Annotated in this window: 18 protein-coding genes and 1 tRNA gene; 4 read left to right on the top strand and 15 right to left on the bottom strand. The window is 69.3% G+C overall.

The window, feature by feature from the left end; genetic code table 11:
• Positions 1-65: 65 nt before the first annotated feature.
• Positions 66-1,523 (bottom strand): siroheme synthase CysG, encoded by a 1,458-nt coding sequence (gene cysG, locus ABIE41_RS15910; protein WP_192641299.1) that lies wholly within the window; start codon positions 1,521-1,523, stop codon positions 66-68.
• Positions 1,524-1,630: 107 nt separating this feature from the next.
• Positions 1,631-2,467 (bottom strand): nucleoside triphosphate pyrophosphohydrolase, encoded by an 837-nt coding sequence (gene mazG, locus ABIE41_RS15915; protein WP_192641300.1) that lies wholly within the window; start codon positions 2,465-2,467, stop codon positions 1,631-1,633.
• 39 nt (positions 2,468-2,506) lie between these two features.
• On the opposite strand from mazG, the gene arfB reads away from it, so the two are divergent.
• Both arfB and ABIE41_RS15925 read left to right on the top strand, forming a co-directional pair.
• Positions 2,507-2,926, top strand: a complete 420-nt coding sequence (arfB, locus tag ABIE41_RS15920; RefSeq protein ID WP_192641301.1) for an alternative ribosome rescue aminoacyl-tRNA hydrolase ArfB — start codon at positions 2,507-2,509, stop codon at positions 2,924-2,926.
• 89 nt (positions 2,927-3,015) lie between these two features.
• Positions 3,016-3,492 (top strand): regulatory protein RecX, encoded by a 477-nt coding sequence (locus tag ABIE41_RS15925; RefSeq protein ID WP_354192480.1) that lies wholly within the window; start codon positions 3,016-3,018, stop codon positions 3,490-3,492.
• A 20-nt stretch (positions 3,493-3,512) separates the two neighbouring features.
• Here ABIE41_RS15925 and ABIE41_RS15930 read toward each other — a convergent pair whose 3' ends face one another.
• A complete protein-coding gene (locus tag ABIE41_RS15930) occupies positions 3,513-4,490 on the bottom strand; it encodes a Bug family tripartite tricarboxylate transporter substrate binding protein (protein ID WP_192641303.1) in 978 nt (325 codons plus the stop codon).
• 209 nt (positions 4,491-4,699) lie between these two features.
• Here ABIE41_RS15930 and ABIE41_RS15935 point away from each other — a divergent pair, with 209 nt between their 5' ends.
• Positions 4,700-5,191, top strand: a complete 492-nt coding sequence (locus tag ABIE41_RS15935; protein WP_192641304.1) for a class I SAM-dependent methyltransferase — start codon at positions 4,700-4,702, stop codon at positions 5,189-5,191.
• Positions 5,192-5,317: 126 nt separating this feature from the next.
• On the opposite strand, the gene ABIE41_RS15940 is transcribed toward ABIE41_RS15935, so the two are convergent.
• The 12 genes from ABIE41_RS15940 to ABIE41_RS15995 form a co-directional block, all read right to left on the bottom strand.
• A complete protein-coding gene (locus tag ABIE41_RS15940; RefSeq protein ID WP_192641305.1) occupies positions 5,318-6,115 on the bottom strand; it encodes an MBL fold metallo-hydrolase in 798 nt (265 codons plus the stop codon).
• Positions 6,116-6,125: 10 nt separating this feature from the next.
• On the bottom strand, positions 6,126-6,926 hold the full coding sequence (locus tag ABIE41_RS15945) for a TatD family hydrolase (protein WP_192641306.1): 801 nt from the start codon (positions 6,924-6,926) through the stop codon (positions 6,126-6,128).
• A complete protein-coding gene (metG, locus tag ABIE41_RS15950; RefSeq protein ID WP_192641307.1) occupies positions 6,926-8,485 on the bottom strand; it encodes a methionine--tRNA ligase in 1,560 nt (519 codons plus the stop codon). Before metG ends, ABIE41_RS15945 begins: the two co-directional genes overlap by 1 nt.
• Positions 8,486-8,505: 20 nt before the next feature.
• Entirely contained in the window at positions 8,506-9,576 is a 1,071-nt protein-coding gene (locus tag ABIE41_RS15955) for a DNA polymerase III subunit delta' (protein WP_192641308.1), read from the bottom strand.
• Positions 9,577-9,643: 67 nt separating this feature from the next.
• Entirely contained in the window at positions 9,644-10,306 is a 663-nt protein-coding gene (gene tmk / locus ABIE41_RS15960) for a dTMP kinase (protein WP_192641309.1), read from the bottom strand.
• Positions 10,303-11,442 carry a D-alanyl-D-alanine carboxypeptidase family protein gene (locus ABIE41_RS15965; protein WP_354192485.1) on the bottom strand — a complete coding sequence of 380 codons (1,140 nt, stop codon included), beginning with the start codon at positions 11,440-11,442 and terminating at the stop codon, positions 10,303-10,305. Before ABIE41_RS15965 ends, tmk begins: the two co-directional genes overlap by 4 nt.
• A gap of 139 nt (positions 11,443-11,581) precedes the next feature.
• Positions 11,582-12,751: a septal ring lytic transglycosylase RlpA family protein gene (locus tag ABIE41_RS15970; protein WP_354192487.1), complete on the bottom strand. Its 1,170-nt coding sequence runs from the start codon at positions 12,749-12,751 to the stop codon at positions 11,582-11,584.
• A 329-nt stretch (positions 12,752-13,080) separates the two neighbouring features.
• Positions 13,081-13,170, bottom strand: a tRNA-Ser gene (locus tag ABIE41_RS15975).
• A gap of 48 nt (positions 13,171-13,218) precedes the next feature.
• Positions 13,219-13,779: a disulfide bond formation protein B gene (locus ABIE41_RS15980; protein WP_192641310.1), complete on the bottom strand. Its 561-nt coding sequence runs from the start codon at positions 13,777-13,779 to the stop codon at positions 13,219-13,221.
• A gap of 10 nt (positions 13,780-13,789) precedes the next feature.
• Positions 13,790-13,945: a DUF5993 family protein gene (locus ABIE41_RS15985; protein WP_192641311.1), complete on the bottom strand. Its 156-nt coding sequence runs from the start codon at positions 13,943-13,945 to the stop codon at positions 13,790-13,792.
• A 49-nt stretch (positions 13,946-13,994) separates the two neighbouring features.
• Positions 13,995-15,563 (bottom strand): glutamine-hydrolyzing GMP synthase, encoded by a 1,569-nt coding sequence (gene guaA, locus ABIE41_RS15990; protein WP_192641312.1) that lies wholly within the window; start codon positions 15,561-15,563, stop codon positions 13,995-13,997.
• A gap of 51 nt (positions 15,564-15,614) precedes the next feature.
• Complete coding sequence (locus ABIE41_RS15995) at positions 15,615-16,913, bottom strand: RsmB/NOP family class I SAM-dependent RNA methyltransferase (RefSeq protein ID WP_192641313.1); 1,299 nt, start codon at positions 16,911-16,913, stop codon at positions 15,615-15,617.
• Positions 16,914-17,083: 170 nt separating this feature from the next.
• Between ABIE41_RS15995 and ABIE41_RS16000 the strand changes: the two genes are divergently transcribed.
• Positions 17,084-17,227, top strand: a complete 144-nt coding sequence (locus tag ABIE41_RS16000; protein ID WP_192641314.1) for a hypothetical protein — start codon at positions 17,084-17,086, stop codon at positions 17,225-17,227.
• Positions 17,228-17,248 lie beyond the last annotated feature (21 nt).

Consider the following 17,248-nt stretch of genomic DNA (forward strand, 5'->3'; position numbering starts at 1 on the left):
TCTCACTATTCAGGGTGGCATAGCCGCCCGGTCAGAATGAGGCGAGACCGTCGCGTGCAGGGGCGTCAGGCGCGGCGCAGCTGCGCCTCGTCGGAGGCTGCGGCGAGCGCCTGGCCGAGCGCATGGCCGACGAGGACCAGCACGGGCCCGCCCTTCGGCAGCTCCGCGATCCGCTCGGGCAAGGTGGCGATGGTCGCGCGCAGATGCTGCTCGTCCGGCCTCGTGGCCGACTGCACGGCGACGGCGGGGGTCGCAGGGTCGAGCCCTGCGGCGATGGCCCGGTCGCGGAATCCGGCCAGCGTGGCGCGCGCCATGTAGATCACGGTCGTGGCGGCAGGGTCCGCCATCGCCCGCCAGTCGAGATCATCCGGCAGTTCGCCGCTGCGGGAATGACCGGTGACGAATTGCAGCCGGCGCGCATGGTCGCGATGGGTCAGCGACACGCCAAGCGTCGCCGCCGCACCCTGCGCGGCCGAGATGCCCGGCACGATCGTTACCGGCAGGCCCGCGGCCTGGCAGGCCTCGATCTCCTCGCCGGCGCGGCCGAAGATGCCGGGGTCGCCGCCCTTCAGCCGCACGACATGCTTGCCCTGGCTGGCAAGCGAGACGATCAGCGCGTTGATGTCGCTCTGCTTGACCGAGGGGCCATAGCCGGTCTTGCCGACCATCATCCGCTTGGCCTCGCGCCGCGCCAGTTCGAGCACGCCTGGCGAGACGAGATCGTCGTAGAGGATGATGTCGGCGCTCTGCAGGGCGCGGATCGCCTTCAGCGTCAGGAGTTCCGGGTCGCCGGGGCCAGCGCCGACCAGCGAGACCCGGCCGCGACCCGGCGCCGCCTCGATGCGCTCCAGCGCCGCGAAGAGTTCCGTGCGGTCGGCATCCGCGGGAGGCCGGCCGGCTTCGCCCATCGCCCTGGCGGTGAACAGCTCCCAGAAGGCGCGGCGCATGGCGAAGGGCAGTTCGCGCGCCTGAACGGCGGGGCGCCAGTCCTTGGCCGCCTGGGCCCAGGCCTTCAGCGTCGCCGGCAACAGCGTCTCGATGCGGGTGCGGATCGCCTGGCCGAAAACCGGCGCGGCGCCGTCGGTCGAGATCGCCACGATCAGCGGCGAGCGGTTGACCAGCGTGCCGAAGGAGAAGTCGCAGAAATCGGGCTTGTCGACGATGTTGACGGGTGCACCGGCCTGGCGGGCTGCGGCGACGAAGGCCTCGATCTCGTCGGCGTCCTCGATATCGCCAATGGCGAGCGCCGCGCCCGCGAGGTCGTCCGCCTCCCAGCCGCGCGCATGAACGACGACCTTGCCCGCCGGGGGGGGCGCGGCGAGGGCGGCGAACAGCTCGGCACCTTCGCGCGCAAAGACCGCCACCTCGGCCCCGGCCGCCGCCAGCAGCTCGGCCTTCCAGAGGGCGCCTTCGCTGTCACCGACGAGCACGACCATGCGACCGGCCAGCTTGTGGAACAGCGGCAGGGTCGCGAGCGGTTCGATGCGGCGGCCTCCGGCAGCCTCGGGACGTCTCTGTCTCATCGCATCCGTATCTGGCGCATCATCACCGTCCTGTCACGCCGTTCGTTGGTCGCGGAAGGACGCCACACCTCGAAGCAAGGACCGAACCAGCACGCCACGGCGCGCGGTCAGCCTGCCGCCTTTTCGTCCCGCTTGACCTCCTGCCAGAGGGCCTCGAGTTCGGTGAGATCGGCCTGCGCGGCCGAGCGGCCCTGCGCTTCCAGTTTCTGCTCGATGCCTTTGAAACGGCGCTCGAATTTCACATTGGCAGCCTGCAGGCAGCCCTCCGGGTCGGCATCGACATGGCGGGCGAGATTGGCGACGACGAAGAGCAGATCGCCGATCTCCTCCGCGATCGCGGCCTTGTCGCCCGACGCCAGCGCCTCGTCGATCTCGGCCGTCTCTTCGCGGATCTTGTCGAGCACGAGCCTCGCATCGTGCCAGTCGAAGCCGACTGTGGAGGCGCGCGCCTGCAGTTTCCAGGCCCGGGTGAGGGCAGGCAGACCCTGGGTGACGCCGGCGAGCAAACCCTTGTCCTCGGGCTTGTCCGGCAAACCCGCGGCCCGGCGGGCCTCGGCCTTATCAAGCTTCTCCTGTGCCTTGATGCGGTGCCAGAGCGCCTTGACCTGCTCGGGTGCAAGATCGCGCGCCTCGCCGAAGACATGTGGATGACGCCGGATCAGCTTGGCGGTGATCGCTTCGACGACGTCGGGAAAGGCGAAGGCACCTTCCTCTTCCGCCATGCGGGCATGGAACACGACCTGGAGCAGCAGATCGCCCAGCTCGTCCTTCAGGTCGAGCTTGTCGCCGCGGGCGATCGCATCGGCGACCTCATAGGCTTCCTCGACCGTGTAGGGCGCGATCGAGGCAAAGTCCTGCTCGAGATCCCAGGGGCAGCCGGTGCCCGGCGTGCGCAGGGCCGCCATGATCTCGATCAGGCGGGCGATGTAGGGAGAGGGCTGCAAAGGCTGAAACTCGCGCTGAAATCCTCTAGGGTTCCTCCCATGATTCAAGTCACCCCGTCCATTGCGATCGACGAGAGCGAGATCGAGGAAAGCTTCGTGCGCGCCTCCGGTCCCGGCGGGCAAAACGTCAACAAGGTGTCGAGCGCGGTGCAGCTGCGCTTCGACGCGCGTTGCTCGTCCTCTCTGCCCAACGACGTCGCCATCCGGCTGATGAAGCTCGCCGGCAGCCGGCTGACGCAGGACGGCGTCATCGTCATCGTGGCGCAGGCCCAGCGCAGCCAGAAGCGCAACCGCGAGGAGGCGCTGGAGCGCCTGCTGGAGATGATCCGCGAGGCGGCCGTGCGCCCGCAGACGCGCCGGCCGACCAAGCCGACCAAGGCCTCCAAGGAGCGCAGGCTGGTCTCCAAGGACAAGCGCTCGGCGGTGAAGGCCGGGCGCTCCAGGCCCGGCACGGACTGATGGGCTTCGGAGGAGGGCGCTCCGACGGGGGGCGGCCTGAACGACGCGCGCCACGCAAGATCACGCCCGATTATCTCCAGCGCGCGGCGATGCACTACCTGGAGCGATATGCGGCGCCGGCCGCACAGCTGCGGCGCGTGCTGGCGCGCAAGGTCGCCGTGAGCTGCAGGCATCACGAGCAAGATCCCACGGCCTTCGAGGCGATGCTGGACGAGGTGGTGGCGCGCTGCGTGTCCGCCGGTCTGGTCGACGACGAGCGCTTCGCCCAGGCGCGCGCGGCGACGCTGAAGCGCAAGGGGCGCTCGGTACGAGCCGTGGCGGCGAGCCTGTCGGCGAAGGGCGTCGACCGTGAGCTGGCGCAGGCGGCGAGCGCTGCCAGCGAGGAGGACGAGCTGGCAGCCGCGCGCAAAGCGGCCAGGCGCAAGCGGCTCGGGCCCTGGAGCCGCGGCGACCGCGCGGCAAGCCGCCAGAAGGACCTGGCGGCGCTGGCGCGCGCGGGCTTTCCGATGACGATCGCCCGCGCCGTGATCGACGGCGCGGGCGATGAGGATATGTCCGAAGCCTGAGGGCAGGGTACCCGCAAACGTCACTCCAGCTTGACCTGAGCCTCCGTCACGACCTTGCCCCAGCGCGCGATCTCGGCGGTCAGGAACTTGCCGAACTCGTCGCCCGCGAGCGTGGGGATCGGCGAACCGTTTTTCTTCCAGGCATCGGCGATGGCGGGAGCAGCGAGCGCCTTGGCGATCTCCGCGCGCATGCGGGTGACGATCTCGGGCGGCGTGCCCTTGGGCGCCCAGAGTGCATACCAGGTCGCGACCTCGTAGCCTTCCAGACCGGCTTCCTTGGCCGTCGGGACGTCCGGGATGGCGTCCGACCGGGTCGCTGCGGCGACGGCGAGGCCGCGCAGGCGCCCGCTCTGGATCTGCGGCGCCGACGAGCCGAGGCCGTCGAACAGCACATCGACCTGCCCGGCGACGATGTCCTGCAGCGCCGGGCCGGCGCCGCGATAGGGCACATGGGTGAGGTTCGTCTTGGTCTGGAGCTTGAACAGCTCGCCGGCGAGATGATGCGTCGTGCCATTGCCGGCCGAGGCGTAGTTCAGCTTGTCGGGGTTCGCCTTGGCGAAGGCGATCAGCTCGGCCACCGTCTTGGCCTGCACTTTGGGATGCACAACGATGACCTGCGGCGGCTGGGCGATCACCGCGATCGGGATGAAGTCGGTCTGGATGTTGTAGTCGAGCTTCGGATAGAGCGCGGGCGCGATGGCATGATGGGCCGCGCCGACGAAGAAGCCGTAGCCGTCCGGCGCCATCTTCGAAGCCGCCGAGGCGCCGACCGTGCCACCGGCACCGCCGCGATTCTCGATGATGATGCGCTGGCCGAGCTGCTGGTCGAGCTGGGCGGCGAGGGGCCTGGCGAAGGCGTCGGTGCCGCCACCCGCCGGGAACGGCACGATGAAGGTGATCGGCCGCTGCGGCCAGGCCTGGGCCTGGGCGGTTGCAGCGGCGATGAGGCAGAGCCCGGCCGCGGCGGTGAGCGTGACGAAAGCACGTGATGGGATCATGTAGACGGAAACCTCCCTGGAGATATGAAAACGGCTCTTGGTGGCCGCTGCACGCCCGCGCATGCGGGCGGACGATTGGATCGTTCCCGATAAGGCCATCGGGCGCGGGCGCTGACAAGCCCGTCGATGGCCGGGCTATCGGCCTGCGCCGCGACGCTGCTATGTGGGATGGCGGGCAGGCGCGCAGGCCGTCCGGACCGGAGCCTCGCATGAGCCGCCTCGACAGCTTCATCCGCCGCCTCGAGGCGCAGCGCCGCATGCTGGACTGGGCGGCGGCTGCCATCGCCGGGCGGGAGGGGCTCGTCCTGGAACTCGGCCTCGGCAATGGCCGGACCTACGACCATCTGCGCGAGCGGCTGCCGGAGCGCGAGATCCATGTCTTCGAGCGCGACGTCCATCCAAACCCAGCCTCGATGCCGCCGGCCGACAGGCTCGTCGCGGGCGACATGGCGCAGACGCTGCCGGCCTTCGCCACGCGCCATGGCCGCTGCGCCGCGCTGATCCATGTCGATGTGACGACGGGCGTGCCCGAGCGGGACCGCGTGCTGTTCGCCTGGCTGCCGGCGCATGTCGTCGAGCTGGCGGCGCCCGGTGCTCTGGTCGTCAGCGGCTGGCCGATCGAGCATCCGCTGCTGGATGCGCTGGCGTTGCCCGAGGGCGTTCCGGAAGGGCGCTACTTCGCCTATCGACGGTGCGAGTAGACCAGCGGTCGTCGGAAGAGGGAGCGGTCCGGGGACGCACTCGCTAGCTTCCATTTCCGATTCGCATAAGGCATATTATGGAACTAAAACCGATGCCGGAGTGGGCTCAGTTCGTCGAAGCGTGCGCTAGACGCTGATCCTCATGCCATCGAAAGCCACATCAATGCCGGGCTCCAACCTGTTGCGAAGACGGTTGTAATCGAGATCGGCATGGAGATTGGTCAGGACGGTGCGTCGCGGCTTCAGCTCCGCAATCGTCGTCAGCGCATCGCTGAGGCTGAAATGGCTCGGATGCGGTGTCTCGCGAAGGCAATCCAGGATCAGCAGATCGAGCCCGGCCAGCGCCGCCTTGGCCGTCGGTGGCAGCAGGCTGACATCGGGCACATAGCCGAGACCGTCAAAGCGGAAGCCCAGCGCCTCGTAGTTCGGCCCGTGTTCGACGGCCATGGGCAGCGCCTCGATGGCGCCGCCGGCGCCGACGACCGCCAGCGTGGTGCCGGCCCGAAGCGTTTGCAGGTCCAGGATCGCCGGATAGGCGCTGCCGGGCGGCGTCTCGAACAGATAGCCGAAGCGGCGCGTCAGCGAGGTCTGCGTCCGGGCATCGGCATGGACGGTGATGCGCTTGCGGTTGTGCAGGACGAGTGCGCGCAGGTCGTCGATGCCGTGGGTGTGGTCGGCATGGTCGTGGCTGAACAGCACAGCGTCGAGATGGGCGACGCCGGCGTCCAGCAACTGCTCGCGCAGATCCGGCGAGGTGTCGACGAGCAGCCGGGTCGTTCCAGTCGGGCCGTCGCGTTCGACCAGGATCGAACAGCGGCGCCGGCGGTTCTTCGGCTCTGTCGGGTCGCAGTCGCCCCAGCCGAGAGCCGGACGCGGCACGCCACCGGATGAGCCGCAGCCGAGGATCGTGACTGTCTGGCTCATCGCGGCGTCCTCAGGCGACCTGCGCGAGCGGCGCTGCGTGGTCCATCTTCCAATAGCAGCGTCGGGCATTGGCCGTTGTCAGGGCCGCGACCTCGGCTAACGAGAGCCCGAGCGTATCGCCGAGAACCTTTGCTGTCTCAACGACATAAGCCGGCTCGTTCCGCTTGCCCCTGAACGGGACGGGGGCGAGATAGGGCGCGTCGGTCTCGACGAGCAGGCGCTCGCGCGGGACCAGCCGGGCGATGCGGCGCAGCTCCTCGGAGGTCTTGAAGGTCAGGATGCCCGAGAAGGAGACATAGAGGCCGAGCTCGACCCCGGTCATCGCCAGCGCTTCGCCGGCGGTGAAGCAGTGCAGGATCGCGGGGAAGGCGCCCTTCCCCATCTCCTCGCGCAGGATCGCGATCATGTCGTCATCGGCCTGGCGGGCATGGATGACGAGCGGCAGCTGGGTGATGCGGGCGGCGGCGATGTGGACGCGCAACCCCTGGGCCTGTGCCTCGCGCGGGCTCTTGTTGTAGTGATAGTCGAGCCCCGCTTCGCCGATGGCGACGCAGCGCGGATGGGCCGAGAGCGCCACGAGCTGCTCGGCCGTGACGTCCAATTCCTCATGCGCACCATGGGGATGCGTGCCGACGCTGCACCAGACGGAGGCAAAGCGCTCGGCGATCGCCGCATAGGCGGGAAACCGCACCACCCGCGTCGAGATCGTCACCATGCGGCCGACGCCGGCCGCTTCGGCGCGGGCGACGTAGGCGTCGAGTTCCTCGGCGAAATCCGGGAAGTCGAGATGGCAGTGCGTGTCGATCAGCATCAGGCAGCCTCGCCGCCTTCGGGCTCGACATAACGCGGAAAGATGCCGCTCGGTGCCGGCAGGGCCGTGCCGGAGGCCAGGCGGCCGCCCTCGCCCAGCGCCGCGAAATCGCGCTTCCCGGCCGGGACGCCCAGCAGGTCGAGCAGCTTGGCCATCGACGACGGCATCACTGGCTGGACCAGGATCGCGACCTGCCGGATCACCTCGGCGGTGACATAGAGCACCGTGTCACGCCGCTCGGGTTCGGTCTTGGACAGGCGCCAGGGTTCGTTGGAGGCGAAATAGCGGTTGGCCTCCGCCACCACCGCCCAGATCTCCGACAGCACGACATGCAGCGCAAAGTCCGTCATCGCCTCGCGCGCCTTGGTCAGCGCGCCGTCGGCCAGCGCCAGCATGGCCTGGTCGGCCTCCGTCAGCGCGCCGCAGGACGGCACCCTGCCCTCGCAGTTCTTGGCGATCATCGACAGCGAGCGCTGCGCCAGATTGCCGAGGTCATTGGCGAGATCGGCATTGATCCGCCCGACGATGGCGTCATGGCTGTAGTTGCCGTCCTGGCCGAAGGAGACCTCGCGCAGGAAGAAATAGCGCAGCTGATCGACGCCATAGGCATCCGCGAGCCCAAAGGGGTCGACGACATTGCCGAGCGACTTCGACATCTTCTCGCCCTTGGAGAGCAGGAAGCCATGGCCGAAGACGCGCTTGGGCAAGGGCAGCCCGGCCGACATCAGAAAGGCGGGCCAATAGACCGTGTGGAAGCGGACGATGTCCTTGCCGATGATGTGGACATCGGCCGGCCAGTAATGTGCGCGCGGGTTCTGCGGATCGGGAAAGCCCGTGCCGGTGACGTAGTTGTTGAGCGCATCGACCCAGACATACATCACATGCTTCGGGTCGCCCGGGACCGGCAGCCCCCAGTCGAAGGTCGTGCGGCTGATCGAGAGATCCTCGAGCCCGGCCTTGACGAAGGACACGATCTCGTTGCGGCGGGTGGGCGGCGAGACGAAGTCCGGCACCTCCTCGTAGAGCTTCAGCAGACGCTCCTGATAGGCCTTGAGCCGGAAGAAATAGCTCTCCTCCTCGACCCATTCGACCGGCGTCCCCTGCCCGCCCAGCCGCGTGCCGTCAGCGAGGAGCGTCGTCTCCTCCTCGGCATAGAAGGCCTCGTCGCGGATCGAGTACCAGCCGGCATATTTCGACAGGTAGATGTCGCCATTGGCCTCCATCCGGCGCCACAGCTCCTGCGTCGAGGGCAGGTGATCGGCGTCGGTGGTGCGGATGAAACGGTCGAAGGAACAGCCCAGCCGCTCTTCCATCTGCTGGAAACGGCCGGCGATGCCGTCGACGAAGTCCTTCGGCGACTGGCCGTTCTGGGAGGCGGTGCGCTGGACCTTCTGGCCGTGCTCGTCGGTGCCGGTCATGGCGAAGACGTCGTAGCCGTCGAGGCGCTTGAAGCGCGCGATCGCGTCGGACGCCACCATCTCATAGGCGTGGCCGATATGCGGCGGCCCGTTGGTGTAGTGGATCGCGGTCGTCAGGTAGAATTTCGGGGCGGTCGCCATCGTCGATCCGGAGGTTCGCTTCACGCTGCGCGCGAGCGGGCAACCGCATCCGACAGATCATGAAACAGGGTCATCACCAGCGGGCGGCGGTCGAGATTGTAGGTTTCGACGTCGCGGGCCGCTGCCCCCAGCTTGTCCCATACCTCTGCCAGCGGTGCAAGACGCGCCGGTTGCGCTGCAGCATGCGCGTGGAGATGGTCCGAGAGCCAACTCTGCACGGTCTCGACCATTACGGCGAAGTCGCCCTCGCCGGCCTTGCCTGCGACGTCCTCGGCCAGCGCCATCAACGCCGGCAGGTCGAGCCGCGGCAGCGCGTCGAGCCGCGCCCGCACCGCCTCGACCAGCGCCAGCGTCTCGGGGTCGACATAGGTCAGGGCGCGTCGCACCGAGCCGTCCGCGAGATGGGCGGCGCGACGGACGGCAGACGGGTCGAAGGGCCCGCCCATCCGCTCCAGCGCCGTCTCGCCGGCCTGCGCCACCTGCGCCTCCTCCAGCGCGGCGAAGGTCATCAGCCGGCAGCGCGAGCGGATCGTCGGCAGCATCCGTCCTGGCGCATGGGCGACGATCAGGAACAACGCGCGCGGCGGTGGCTCCTCGAGCAGCTTCAGAAGGGCGTTGGCGGCCGAGCGGTCCATCTCCTCGGCCGAGTCGACGATGCAGACGCGCCAGCCGCCCTCGGCCGCGCTGGCGCCGAAACGGTCGAGCACGCGGCGGACGGCGTCGACGGGAATGTTGCTGGTGTAGCTCTTGCCGTCCGGCTTCGGGATGCGGCGCAGCAGATGCAGGTCGGGATGGGACTGCGCCATGATCCGGCGCGTGGCCGGGTCGTTCTCGGGCATGGCGAGCGAGGTCGCGCCGGCGGCGCGGCCGGCCGGGTCACCCGCGGCCAGGACGAAGCGGGCGGCGCGATAGGCGAAGCTCGCCTTGCCGATGCCCTCCGGCCCGCCGAGCAGCCAGCCGTGATGCATGCGCCCCGAGGCCAGCGCCGCGAGGAAGGCCCGCTCCTGCGCCTCGTGACCGATCAGCGCCAGCGTCTCGCGCGGATGCGGGGCGCTGGGGAGCCGGTCCGGTTCGTCGGTGGTGGGCAGCATGGTCGGTCCTCGGTCGCAGGCGCCCTGCCTTGTGGTCCGCCGCGCGCGGCAGGGCAAGCGGGTCCGCTCAGGCGGGCTGCGGGGCCGGCAGTCGCTCGCGGATCGCCGTCCAGGCGGACTGCGCCAGGGCGGCCGGCGGCAGCGCCCCGTCGAGCACGACGCAGCGCTGCGGCTCGGCGGCTGCGATGTTGAGATAGGCCTGCCGCAGGGTGCGGTGAAAGGCCAGCGCCTCGCCCTCGAAGCGGTCGACGGCCTCGTCGGGCGCGCGGCGGCGTGCGGCGCGGGCCAGCCCGATCGCGGGATCGAGGTCGAGGATCAGGGTCAGGTCGGGAACCAGCCCGTCGATGGTGACCGCCTCAAGCTCCGCCAGCAAGGCGGCGTCGACCTTTCCCAGCGTGCCCTGATAGGCCCGCGTCGAATCGATGAAACGGTCGCAGATGACCCAGTCGCCCTTGGCGAGCGATGGCCGGATCAGGCGGTCGATATGGTCGATGCGCGCGGCCGAGAACATCAGCGCCTCGACGAAGGGGCCGTGCTGGCGGACGCCGCCCGAGAGGATGACCTCGCGGATCGCCTCCGCCTTTGGCGAGCCTCCCGGTTCGCGCGTCAGCGTGACCCGCAGTCCCAGCGCCTCGACGCGCTCCTTGAGCGCGCGCGCCAGCGTCGATTTGCCGGCGCCCTCCCCGCCTTCCAGCGTGATGAAGCGCCCCGCTGCCGGACCGGGCTTCAACTGCGGCCCATCGCCTTGCGGACCCAGCCGGTGGCTGCCTCCATCAGCGCGTCGAGCGCCCGGCTTTGCAGTGTGCCGGGCTGGATGCTCTCGGCGGCGTAGAGCGGGATGTCGAGCGTCTTGACCTCGCCGCGGGTCACGAGCAGCCGTGCGACCTCGGCGCCCTCCTGCACGGGGACCGTCAGCGGCCCGCGATAGACGATGCGCGCGGTCAGCCGCTCGCTGCTGCCGCGCGGAAGCAGCAGGCTGACCGGCCCCTTGGCCTTGAGGGCGACGCGGCCCTTCTCGCCTCCGAAGACGCTCGCCTCACCGACGATCTCGCCGGCCTCGAAGATGCGACGCGCCTCGAAGGCACGGAAACCCCACTCCAGCAGCTTGCGCGCTTCGCTGGCGCGGTCGCGTCCGGTCTTGAGCCCGTTGACCACGACGATCAGCCGCTGGCCGTTCTGAACGGCGGAGCCGACGAGGCCGTAGCCGGATTCGTCGATATTGCCGGTCTTCAGCCCGTCCGCGCCGATATCCATCGTCAGCAGCGGGTTGCGGTTCTGCTGCTTGATCTTGTTCCAGGTGAATTCGCGCTGGCCGAAGATGCGGTAGTGATCGGGATAGGTCTTGACGATGTGGTCGGCGAGCAGGGCCATCTCGCGGGCCGTGACCTTCTGCTGCGGGTCGCCCATGCCGGTGGCGTTGCGGAAGACCGAGCGGGTGAAGCCGAGCCCGCGCATCCGTTCCGTCATGATGCGCGCGAAGGTCGCCTCATCGCCGGCCACCGCCTCTGCGAGCGCGATCGAGGCATCGTTGCCGGACTGGACGATGATGCCGTGGAGAATGTCGGAGAGTTTCACCCGGCTGTTGAGCTGGGCGAACATGGTCGAGCCGCCGGACACGCCGCCGCCCTTGCGCCAGGCGTTCTCGGAGATGGCGATCTCGCTGTCCAGCGTCAGCCGTCCCTGGGCGATCTCCTGGAAGGCGACGAGGGCGGTCGCGATCTTGGCGATGCTGGCCGGCGCCATCAGCTCGTCGGCGGCCTTCTCGTAGAGAACGGTGCCGCTGGCTGAATCGAGCAGCACCGCATAGGGCGCGGCGGACTGGAATGACTGTGCCCAGGCGGCCGGAAGCGTCGCGGCGAGGCTCAAGAAGGCGCCAGCGGCGAGCCGAAGCCACCGTGCGGGGGCCGTGCGGGTCTGCCTATGGGCCGAAGCCCCTTCCCTGCTGCTGCCGGACATCGTCATGCCCGATCTGAAGCAGAGCCGGGGGCGCCCGGTCAAGGCCCGCTCAGCGGCTGGAGAGCGGCTGCAGATTCTGCGGGACGAGGGCGCGGTTCAGCGGATGCGACGCGGCGAAGCGCTCGGTCGGCGCGCGGTCGGGGGCCGCGAACAGGCTCGCCACCGTGGAGCGGCTGGGCGGGAGCGTCGTGCGGATTGCGGCAGGCACCGTCACGGGCGTGGCGGCATTGGCGATGGTGTCGAGATCGAAGGGACGGCTGGGCGGCAGCTTGACGCCACGCACCGGCACGCCGCCCACGGGCTCCGTGCTGACGGTCGAGACCGTCTGGGGCACAGGACGCGAGGGCTCGGAGGCGGTCGAGAAGCCCTGCGAAACCGGCGCGGCCGGCGCATAGGCGCGCGCCACCGGAGCGGGAGCCGGTGCCGGCTCGGGCTGGCCGTCCTCGAGATCGGCGCTCTGCGAGCGGGCACTGGCGACCGGCGTCGCGCTCGCGACCATGGTGCGGGCGCTGGTGCCCGGGATTGCGGCCGGCTGGCCGTCCGTGCGCAGCGTGGCCAGCAGCAGCTTGTCGTCAGAGCCGGCCAGCGAAGCCTGGCCGAGATATTCGAGCTTGATCCGCGCCGTGCCGAGATGGCGGAAGGCGAGTGCCTCGGCCGTCTTCTGCGACACGTCCATCAGGCGGCCGCCGTGATAGGGGCCACGATCGTTCACGCGCACGATGATCGAGCGGTTGTTGAGCGTATTGGTAACACGGGCATAGGCCGGCAGCGGCATCGTCGGATGGGCGGCGCTGATGCCGTGGCGGTCATAGACCTCGCCATTGGCGGTGCGGCGGCCGTGGAAGGCCTCGCCATACCAGGAGGCGGTACCGACTGCGGTGTAGCCGACGGGCTTGTCGTAGGGGGTGTAGCGCTTGCCGGCGACGGAATAGGTCTTGCCGATCATCTGGCGTCCGCCGCCCTTCGGCACGTCTTCGCCGTCGGCGACGACACGCGGGCTGGCCGGGCCGTATTTCGATTGCGGGAAGGCGCCGATTTCCTTGGACTTGCCGCGACGGGCAACCTGATCGTTGGCGCAGTTGGCGAGGAAGAGGCCGGCGAGCGCAACGCAGCCGAGGCGCAGCGCGCGGCCCGTAAGCGGGACCTGGGACGGAGCGGAGCCCTGATCGGCTGCGGCGGAGTTCATGTCCGGGGCCGAGGAGCGCGCGCTTCGCGTCATGAAGTCGTTCCGCTTTCTGCGCCGAAAACCAGCAGGCCGGCCAAGCCGCAACAGCGGCGAAGCCGAAGTTTTCGGTCAATCACGTTAAGGGGCCGTTAACACCGGGCAACGAGTCGCGCCGGCATCGACGGGGTCTCTCCGTCCGCCCTTGAGCGGGCACAAAGGTGTCGGAAATGCGGCATCTGTCAACCCGTTCCACAGCGCGGCCATCTTTGATGGCCGGCGTGGTCCTGAGGACACGGCCGAGAACAGCCCAGTCCGCTTCAGCTGAGCCGGTCGAGAAACCACCGATATGATGAACAACGGCCAGTGCGAGCTGGGGACTGGCTTGGCGGAAGGGGTGGGATTCGAACCCACGGTGGGCTTGCACCCACGGCGGTTTTCAAGACCGCTGCCTTAAACCACTCGGCCACCCTTCCCTGCCGCAGTCATTGCCGCCGGGCGCGCCGTTTGGCAAGCGGGATCGATCAGGGGCGCTTCAAACCCTGCAGCCATTCGTAAGCCACCGGGTTATCGGGGCAGAGGCCGGCGCCGCATTCCAGCACGGTCGAGACGCCGTTCGCCAAAGCCAGCGCCGCCGCGAGAGCGACCATGGCGCTTCCGACCATCGTGGCGCGCAAGGGGACTGGGTCGGCACGCTCGAACTGGCGCTCGAAGAACAGCAGCGCCGTGCAGCCCAGCACGATGGCGCCGAAGACCAGCAGCGCCCAGCTGTAGAAGTGCAGGCCGAGGATGGCGCTGCCATAGGTGCCGGTGCCCGGCACGATGTGGCCGAGGATCTGGCGGATCGAGACCATACCACCGAAGCAGGCGGAGAGGATGGTCACGGCGTAATGCGCGGGGCGCGGTCCGAACTTGACGTTCAGCGCCAGCCCGAGCGCCGCCCCCATGAAGCCGACGCGCTGCAGCAGGCAGAGCGGGCATGGCAGTTCGCCCATCACGAACTGGTCGAGGAAGGCGGCGATCAGCACGAGGCTCACCGCGAGCAGGCCGAAGGCGCTCAGCGTACGGGCCAGTGAAGGGCTCATCAGCACGGCCTCACAGCACGATCGTCAGCGCATCGGTGACGTGCAGCCGGAACAGCACCAGCATCACGACCATCGAGACCGCCCAGAGCAGCAGCGCGGCGCTGCGCCGACCCGCCATCACGAAACCGAACCCGGCCAGCAGGCCGAAGAAGGGAAGGCTCATCATGGCGCTGTTCCCGGCCGGCTGGTTCCGGCGGCCCGGTGAGCGCGCGAGATCACTCCCACTCGATCGTGCCGGGCGGCTTGCTGGTGATGTCGTAGACGACGCGGTTGATGCCCTTGACCTCGTTGATGATGCGCGTCGCCGTGCGGCCGAGGAAGGCCATGTCGTAGGGGTAGAAGTCCGCGGTCATGCCGTCGACCGAGGTCACGGCGCGCAGCGCGCAGACATGGTCATAGGTGCGGTGGTCGCCCATCACGCCGACGGTGCGCACCGGCAGCAGCACAGCAAAAGCCTGCCAGATCACGTCATAGAGGCCGGCCTTGCGGATCTCGTCGAGATAGATCGCATCGGCCTTGCGCAGGATGTCGAGCTTCTCGCGGGTGATCTCGCCGGGGCAGCGGATCGCCAGACCCGGTCCCGGGAAGGGATGGCGGCCGACAAAAGCCTCGGGCAGGCCGAGTTCGCGGCCGAGCACCCTCACCTCGTCCTTGAACAGCTCGCGCAGCGGCTCGACGAGCTTCATCTTCATCCGCTCGGGCAGGCCGCCGACATTGTGGTGGCTCTTGATCGTCACCGACGGGCCGCCCGAGAAGGAGACGCTCTCGATCACGTCGGGATAGAGCGTGCCCTGGGCGAGGAAATCGGCGCCGCCGATCTTGGCCGCTTCCGCATCGAAGACGTCGATGAAGAGCCGGCCGATGGTCTTGCGCTTGGCTTCCGGATCGGCGCCGCATTTGGCGAGCTCCGACAGGAAGAGCTCCTCGGCTTCGACGTGGACGAGCGGGATGTTGTAGTGGTCGCGGAACAGGCGGACGACCTCCTCCGCCTCGTTCATCCGCATCAGCCCGTGATCGACGAAGACGCAGGTGAGCTGGTCGCCGATCGCCTCATGGATCAGGACCGCGGCGACGGCGGAGTCGACGCCGCCGGAGAGCCCGCAGATGACGCGGCCCGAGCCGACCTGTTCGCGGATCTTCTTCTGCATCTCGGCGCGATAGGCCGACATGCTCCAGTCCGGCGTGCAGCCGCAGATGGTGACGACGAAGTTGCGCAGCAGCTTGCCGCCATCGGGCGTGTGCACGACCTCGGGGTGGAACATGGTCGAGTAGAAGCGCCGGGCCTCGTCGCTCGCCACCGCATAGGGCGCGTTCTCGGAGGTCGCCTTGACGGTGAAGCCGGCGGGCAGCTGCGTGACGCGGTCGCCATGGCTCATCCAGACGGGGTAGCGACCGCCCTCCTCCCAGATGCCCTCGAACAGCGCCGACGGCGTGACGATCTCGACATCGGCACGGCCGAATTCGGCGGCATGGCCGCTCTCGACCTTGCCGCCGAGCTGATGCGCCATGGTCTGCTGGCCGTAGCAGATACCGAGCACGGGCAGCCCGGTCGAGAACACTTCCTGCGGGGCGCGCGGCGAGCCCTCCTCAGGGACCGAAGCCGGACCGCCAGAGAAGATCACGCCCTTGGGCTTCAGGCGCTGGAACGCCTCCGAGGCCGACTGGAACGGCGCGATCTCGCAGTAGACGCCGATCTCGCGGATGCGCCGCGCGATCAGCTGCGTCACCTGCGAGCCGAAATCGATGATGAGGATGGAGTCGTGATGGGGCTGAGCGCTCGTCATCGCGCCCGGTTAAGCCATCGCGCGATGCCACGCAACGGCTGTCGCGCGCCGTCAGTCCCCTCGCCGGACGCAGGCCAGATAGAAGCCGTCGGTGCCGGTGCGGCGGGGCGAGAGCTGCAGGCCACGGCGCGTCGCGAAACGGGCGAGCAGGCTGAAATCGCCGTGCTCCGAGACCAGCATCTCGGCGGGCGCCAGGGCGGCGAAGCCCGGGTTGCGGGCGAGGAAGGCTTCGATCGCCGCATCGTTCTCCTCAGGCAGGACCGAGCAGGTGATGTAAGCGATGCGCCCGCCCGGCTTCACCAGCCTCGCGGCCCGCGCCAGCACCTCGGCCTGGTCCCTGACGCGCTCGGCCAACGCACCCGGCCGCACCCGCCACTTCGCATCCGGATTGCGCCGCCAGGTGCCCGAGCCGGTGCAGGGGGCGTCGACCAGGACGAGGTCGGCCTGGCCCTCGATCTCGGCCAGCGGCTCGTGGCCGCGCGAGCGCGGGATGCGGATCTCGACGCTGGAGGCGCCGGAGCGGGCAAGGCGCTCATGCAGCGGGGCGAGCCGGCGCGCATCGAGATCGGTCGCGAACAAGCGGCCGCTATTGGCCATCAGGGCGGCCAGAGCCAGCGTCTTGCCGCCGGCGCCGGCGCAGAGATCAACCGCCGTCTGGCCGGGCTTTGCTCCTGCCAGCAGGGTGACGAGCTGCGAGCCCTCGTCCTGGATCTCGAAGCCACCGGCGAAGAAGGACGGCTCCGCCTGGAGCGAGGGCCCTCGCCCGTCCACGCCGGGCTGGAAGCGCAGCGCGTCGGGCGACCAGGCGCCGGTCTCGGGGCTTGCGTGGGCGAGCTCGCCCGCCAGCGCCTCGCGCGTCATCTTCAGGCGGTTTGCGCGGATATCGATGGGCGCGCGCCCTGCGAGGGCCTCGCCCTCGGCGATCGCGTCGCCTCCGAAGGCTGCGGAGAAACCCGGCCAGAGCCATTCGGGCACGTCGGCTCGCACCCAGTCGGGCGCGTCGGTGAGCGAGAGCACGACCAGCCGGTCGACCTCCTCGCTTTCCAGGGGCGCGGGCGCGTGGTGCTCGCCGGTGAAGAGTGCCGCGATCTGTTCGAGATCGAGCCCGCGCTGGCGCGCCAGCATGCCGAGCATCAGCGCGCGGGGCGTGTCCGAGCCCATGACATGAGCGCTGGAGGCCTTCCGGCGCAGCGCGTCATAAACCAGGGAGGCGATGGCCGCGCGATCCTTCGAGCCGGCGAAGCGGCGCGACAGGCCCCAATCCTTGAGCGCATCGGCGGCCGGCCGGCGGCGCTGAATGAGATCCTCGAGCACCTCGATGGCGGCGCTGATGCGGGCGGCGGGCGTCATGGCGTGGGCGTTTCCGGACAACAAGGACGGCGAAGCGCCGGCGCAGATCGAGACTGGACCAATTCCATCATGACGCACAGTCATGGCGCGCCGGACGAGATCCGCTTGACGCGCTCCTTCCACAGGCGGAAAGACGAGGCAACAGCCCTCGCAACAAAAGGTCACGATCCATGCAGCGCGCCGGCCAGATCATCCTCGCCTCTTTCCTCGCCCTGTCGCTCGCGGCCTGCGCCACGCAGCCGGCCTCGGACCTGACGCCGCCGCCCGCGAAGCGGCTCGACGCCAAGACCACGCTCGAGAGCGGCCGCCGCTGAGGCGTCGCTGCTGCGCGCTGC

This window comes from Bosea sp. OAE506 (assembly GCF_040546595.1).
Classification (GTDB): domain Bacteria; phylum Pseudomonadota; class Alphaproteobacteria; order Rhizobiales; family Beijerinckiaceae; genus Allobosea.

Excerpts from the sequence above, each read along its gene's own strand:
- ABIE41_RS15930 (WP_192641303.1), bottom strand. The coding sequence starts at position 4,490 with ATGATCCCATCACGTGCTTTCGTCACGCTCACCGCCGCGGCCGGGCTC.
- metG (WP_192641307.1), bottom strand. The coding sequence starts at position 8,485 with ATGGCGACCGCCCCGAAATTCTACCTGACGACCGCGATCCACTACACC.
- ABIE41_RS15995 (WP_192641313.1), bottom strand. The coding sequence starts at position 16,913 with ATGACGCCCGCCGCCCGCATCAGCGCCGCCATCGAGGTGCTCGAGGAT.
- cysG (WP_192641299.1), bottom strand. The coding sequence starts at position 1,523 with ATGAGACAGAGACGTCCCGAGGCTGCCGGAGGCCGCCGCATCGAACCG.
- ABIE41_RS15980 (WP_192641310.1), bottom strand. The coding sequence starts at position 13,779 with ATGAGCCCTTCACTGGCCCGTACGCTGAGCGCCTTCGGCCTGCTCGCG.
- ABIE41_RS15935 (WP_192641304.1), top strand. The coding sequence starts at position 4,700 with ATGAGCCGCCTCGACAGCTTCATCCGCCGCCTCGAGGCGCAGCGCCGC.
- ABIE41_RS15955 (WP_192641308.1), bottom strand. The coding sequence starts at position 9,576 with ATGCTGCCCACCACCGACGAACCGGACCGGCTCCCCAGCGCCCCGCAT.
- ABIE41_RS15970 (WP_354192487.1), bottom strand. The coding sequence starts at position 12,751 with ATGACGCGAAGCGCGCGCTCCTCGGCCCCGGACATGAACTCCGCCGCA.
- ABIE41_RS15985 (WP_192641311.1), bottom strand. The coding sequence starts at position 13,945 with ATGATGAGCCTTCCCTTCTTCGGCCTGCTGGCCGGGTTCGGTTTCGTG.
- ABIE41_RS16000 (WP_192641314.1), top strand. The coding sequence starts at position 17,084 with ATGCAGCGCGCCGGCCAGATCATCCTCGCCTCTTTCCTCGCCCTGTCG.
- guaA (WP_192641312.1), bottom strand. The coding sequence starts at position 15,563 with ATGACGAGCGCTCAGCCCCATCACGACTCCATCCTCATCATCGATTTC.
- ABIE41_RS15925 (WP_354192480.1), top strand. The coding sequence starts at position 3,016 with ATGCACTACCTGGAGCGATATGCGGCGCCGGCCGCACAGCTGCGGCGC.
- arfB (WP_192641301.1), top strand. The coding sequence starts at position 2,507 with ATGATTCAAGTCACCCCGTCCATTGCGATCGACGAGAGCGAGATCGAG.
- ABIE41_RS15945 (WP_192641306.1), bottom strand. The coding sequence starts at position 6,926 with ATGCTGATCGACACGCACTGCCATCTCGACTTCCCGGATTTCGCCGAG.
- ABIE41_RS15940 (WP_192641305.1), bottom strand. The coding sequence starts at position 6,115 with ATGAGCCAGACAGTCACGATCCTCGGCTGCGGCTCATCCGGTGGCGTG.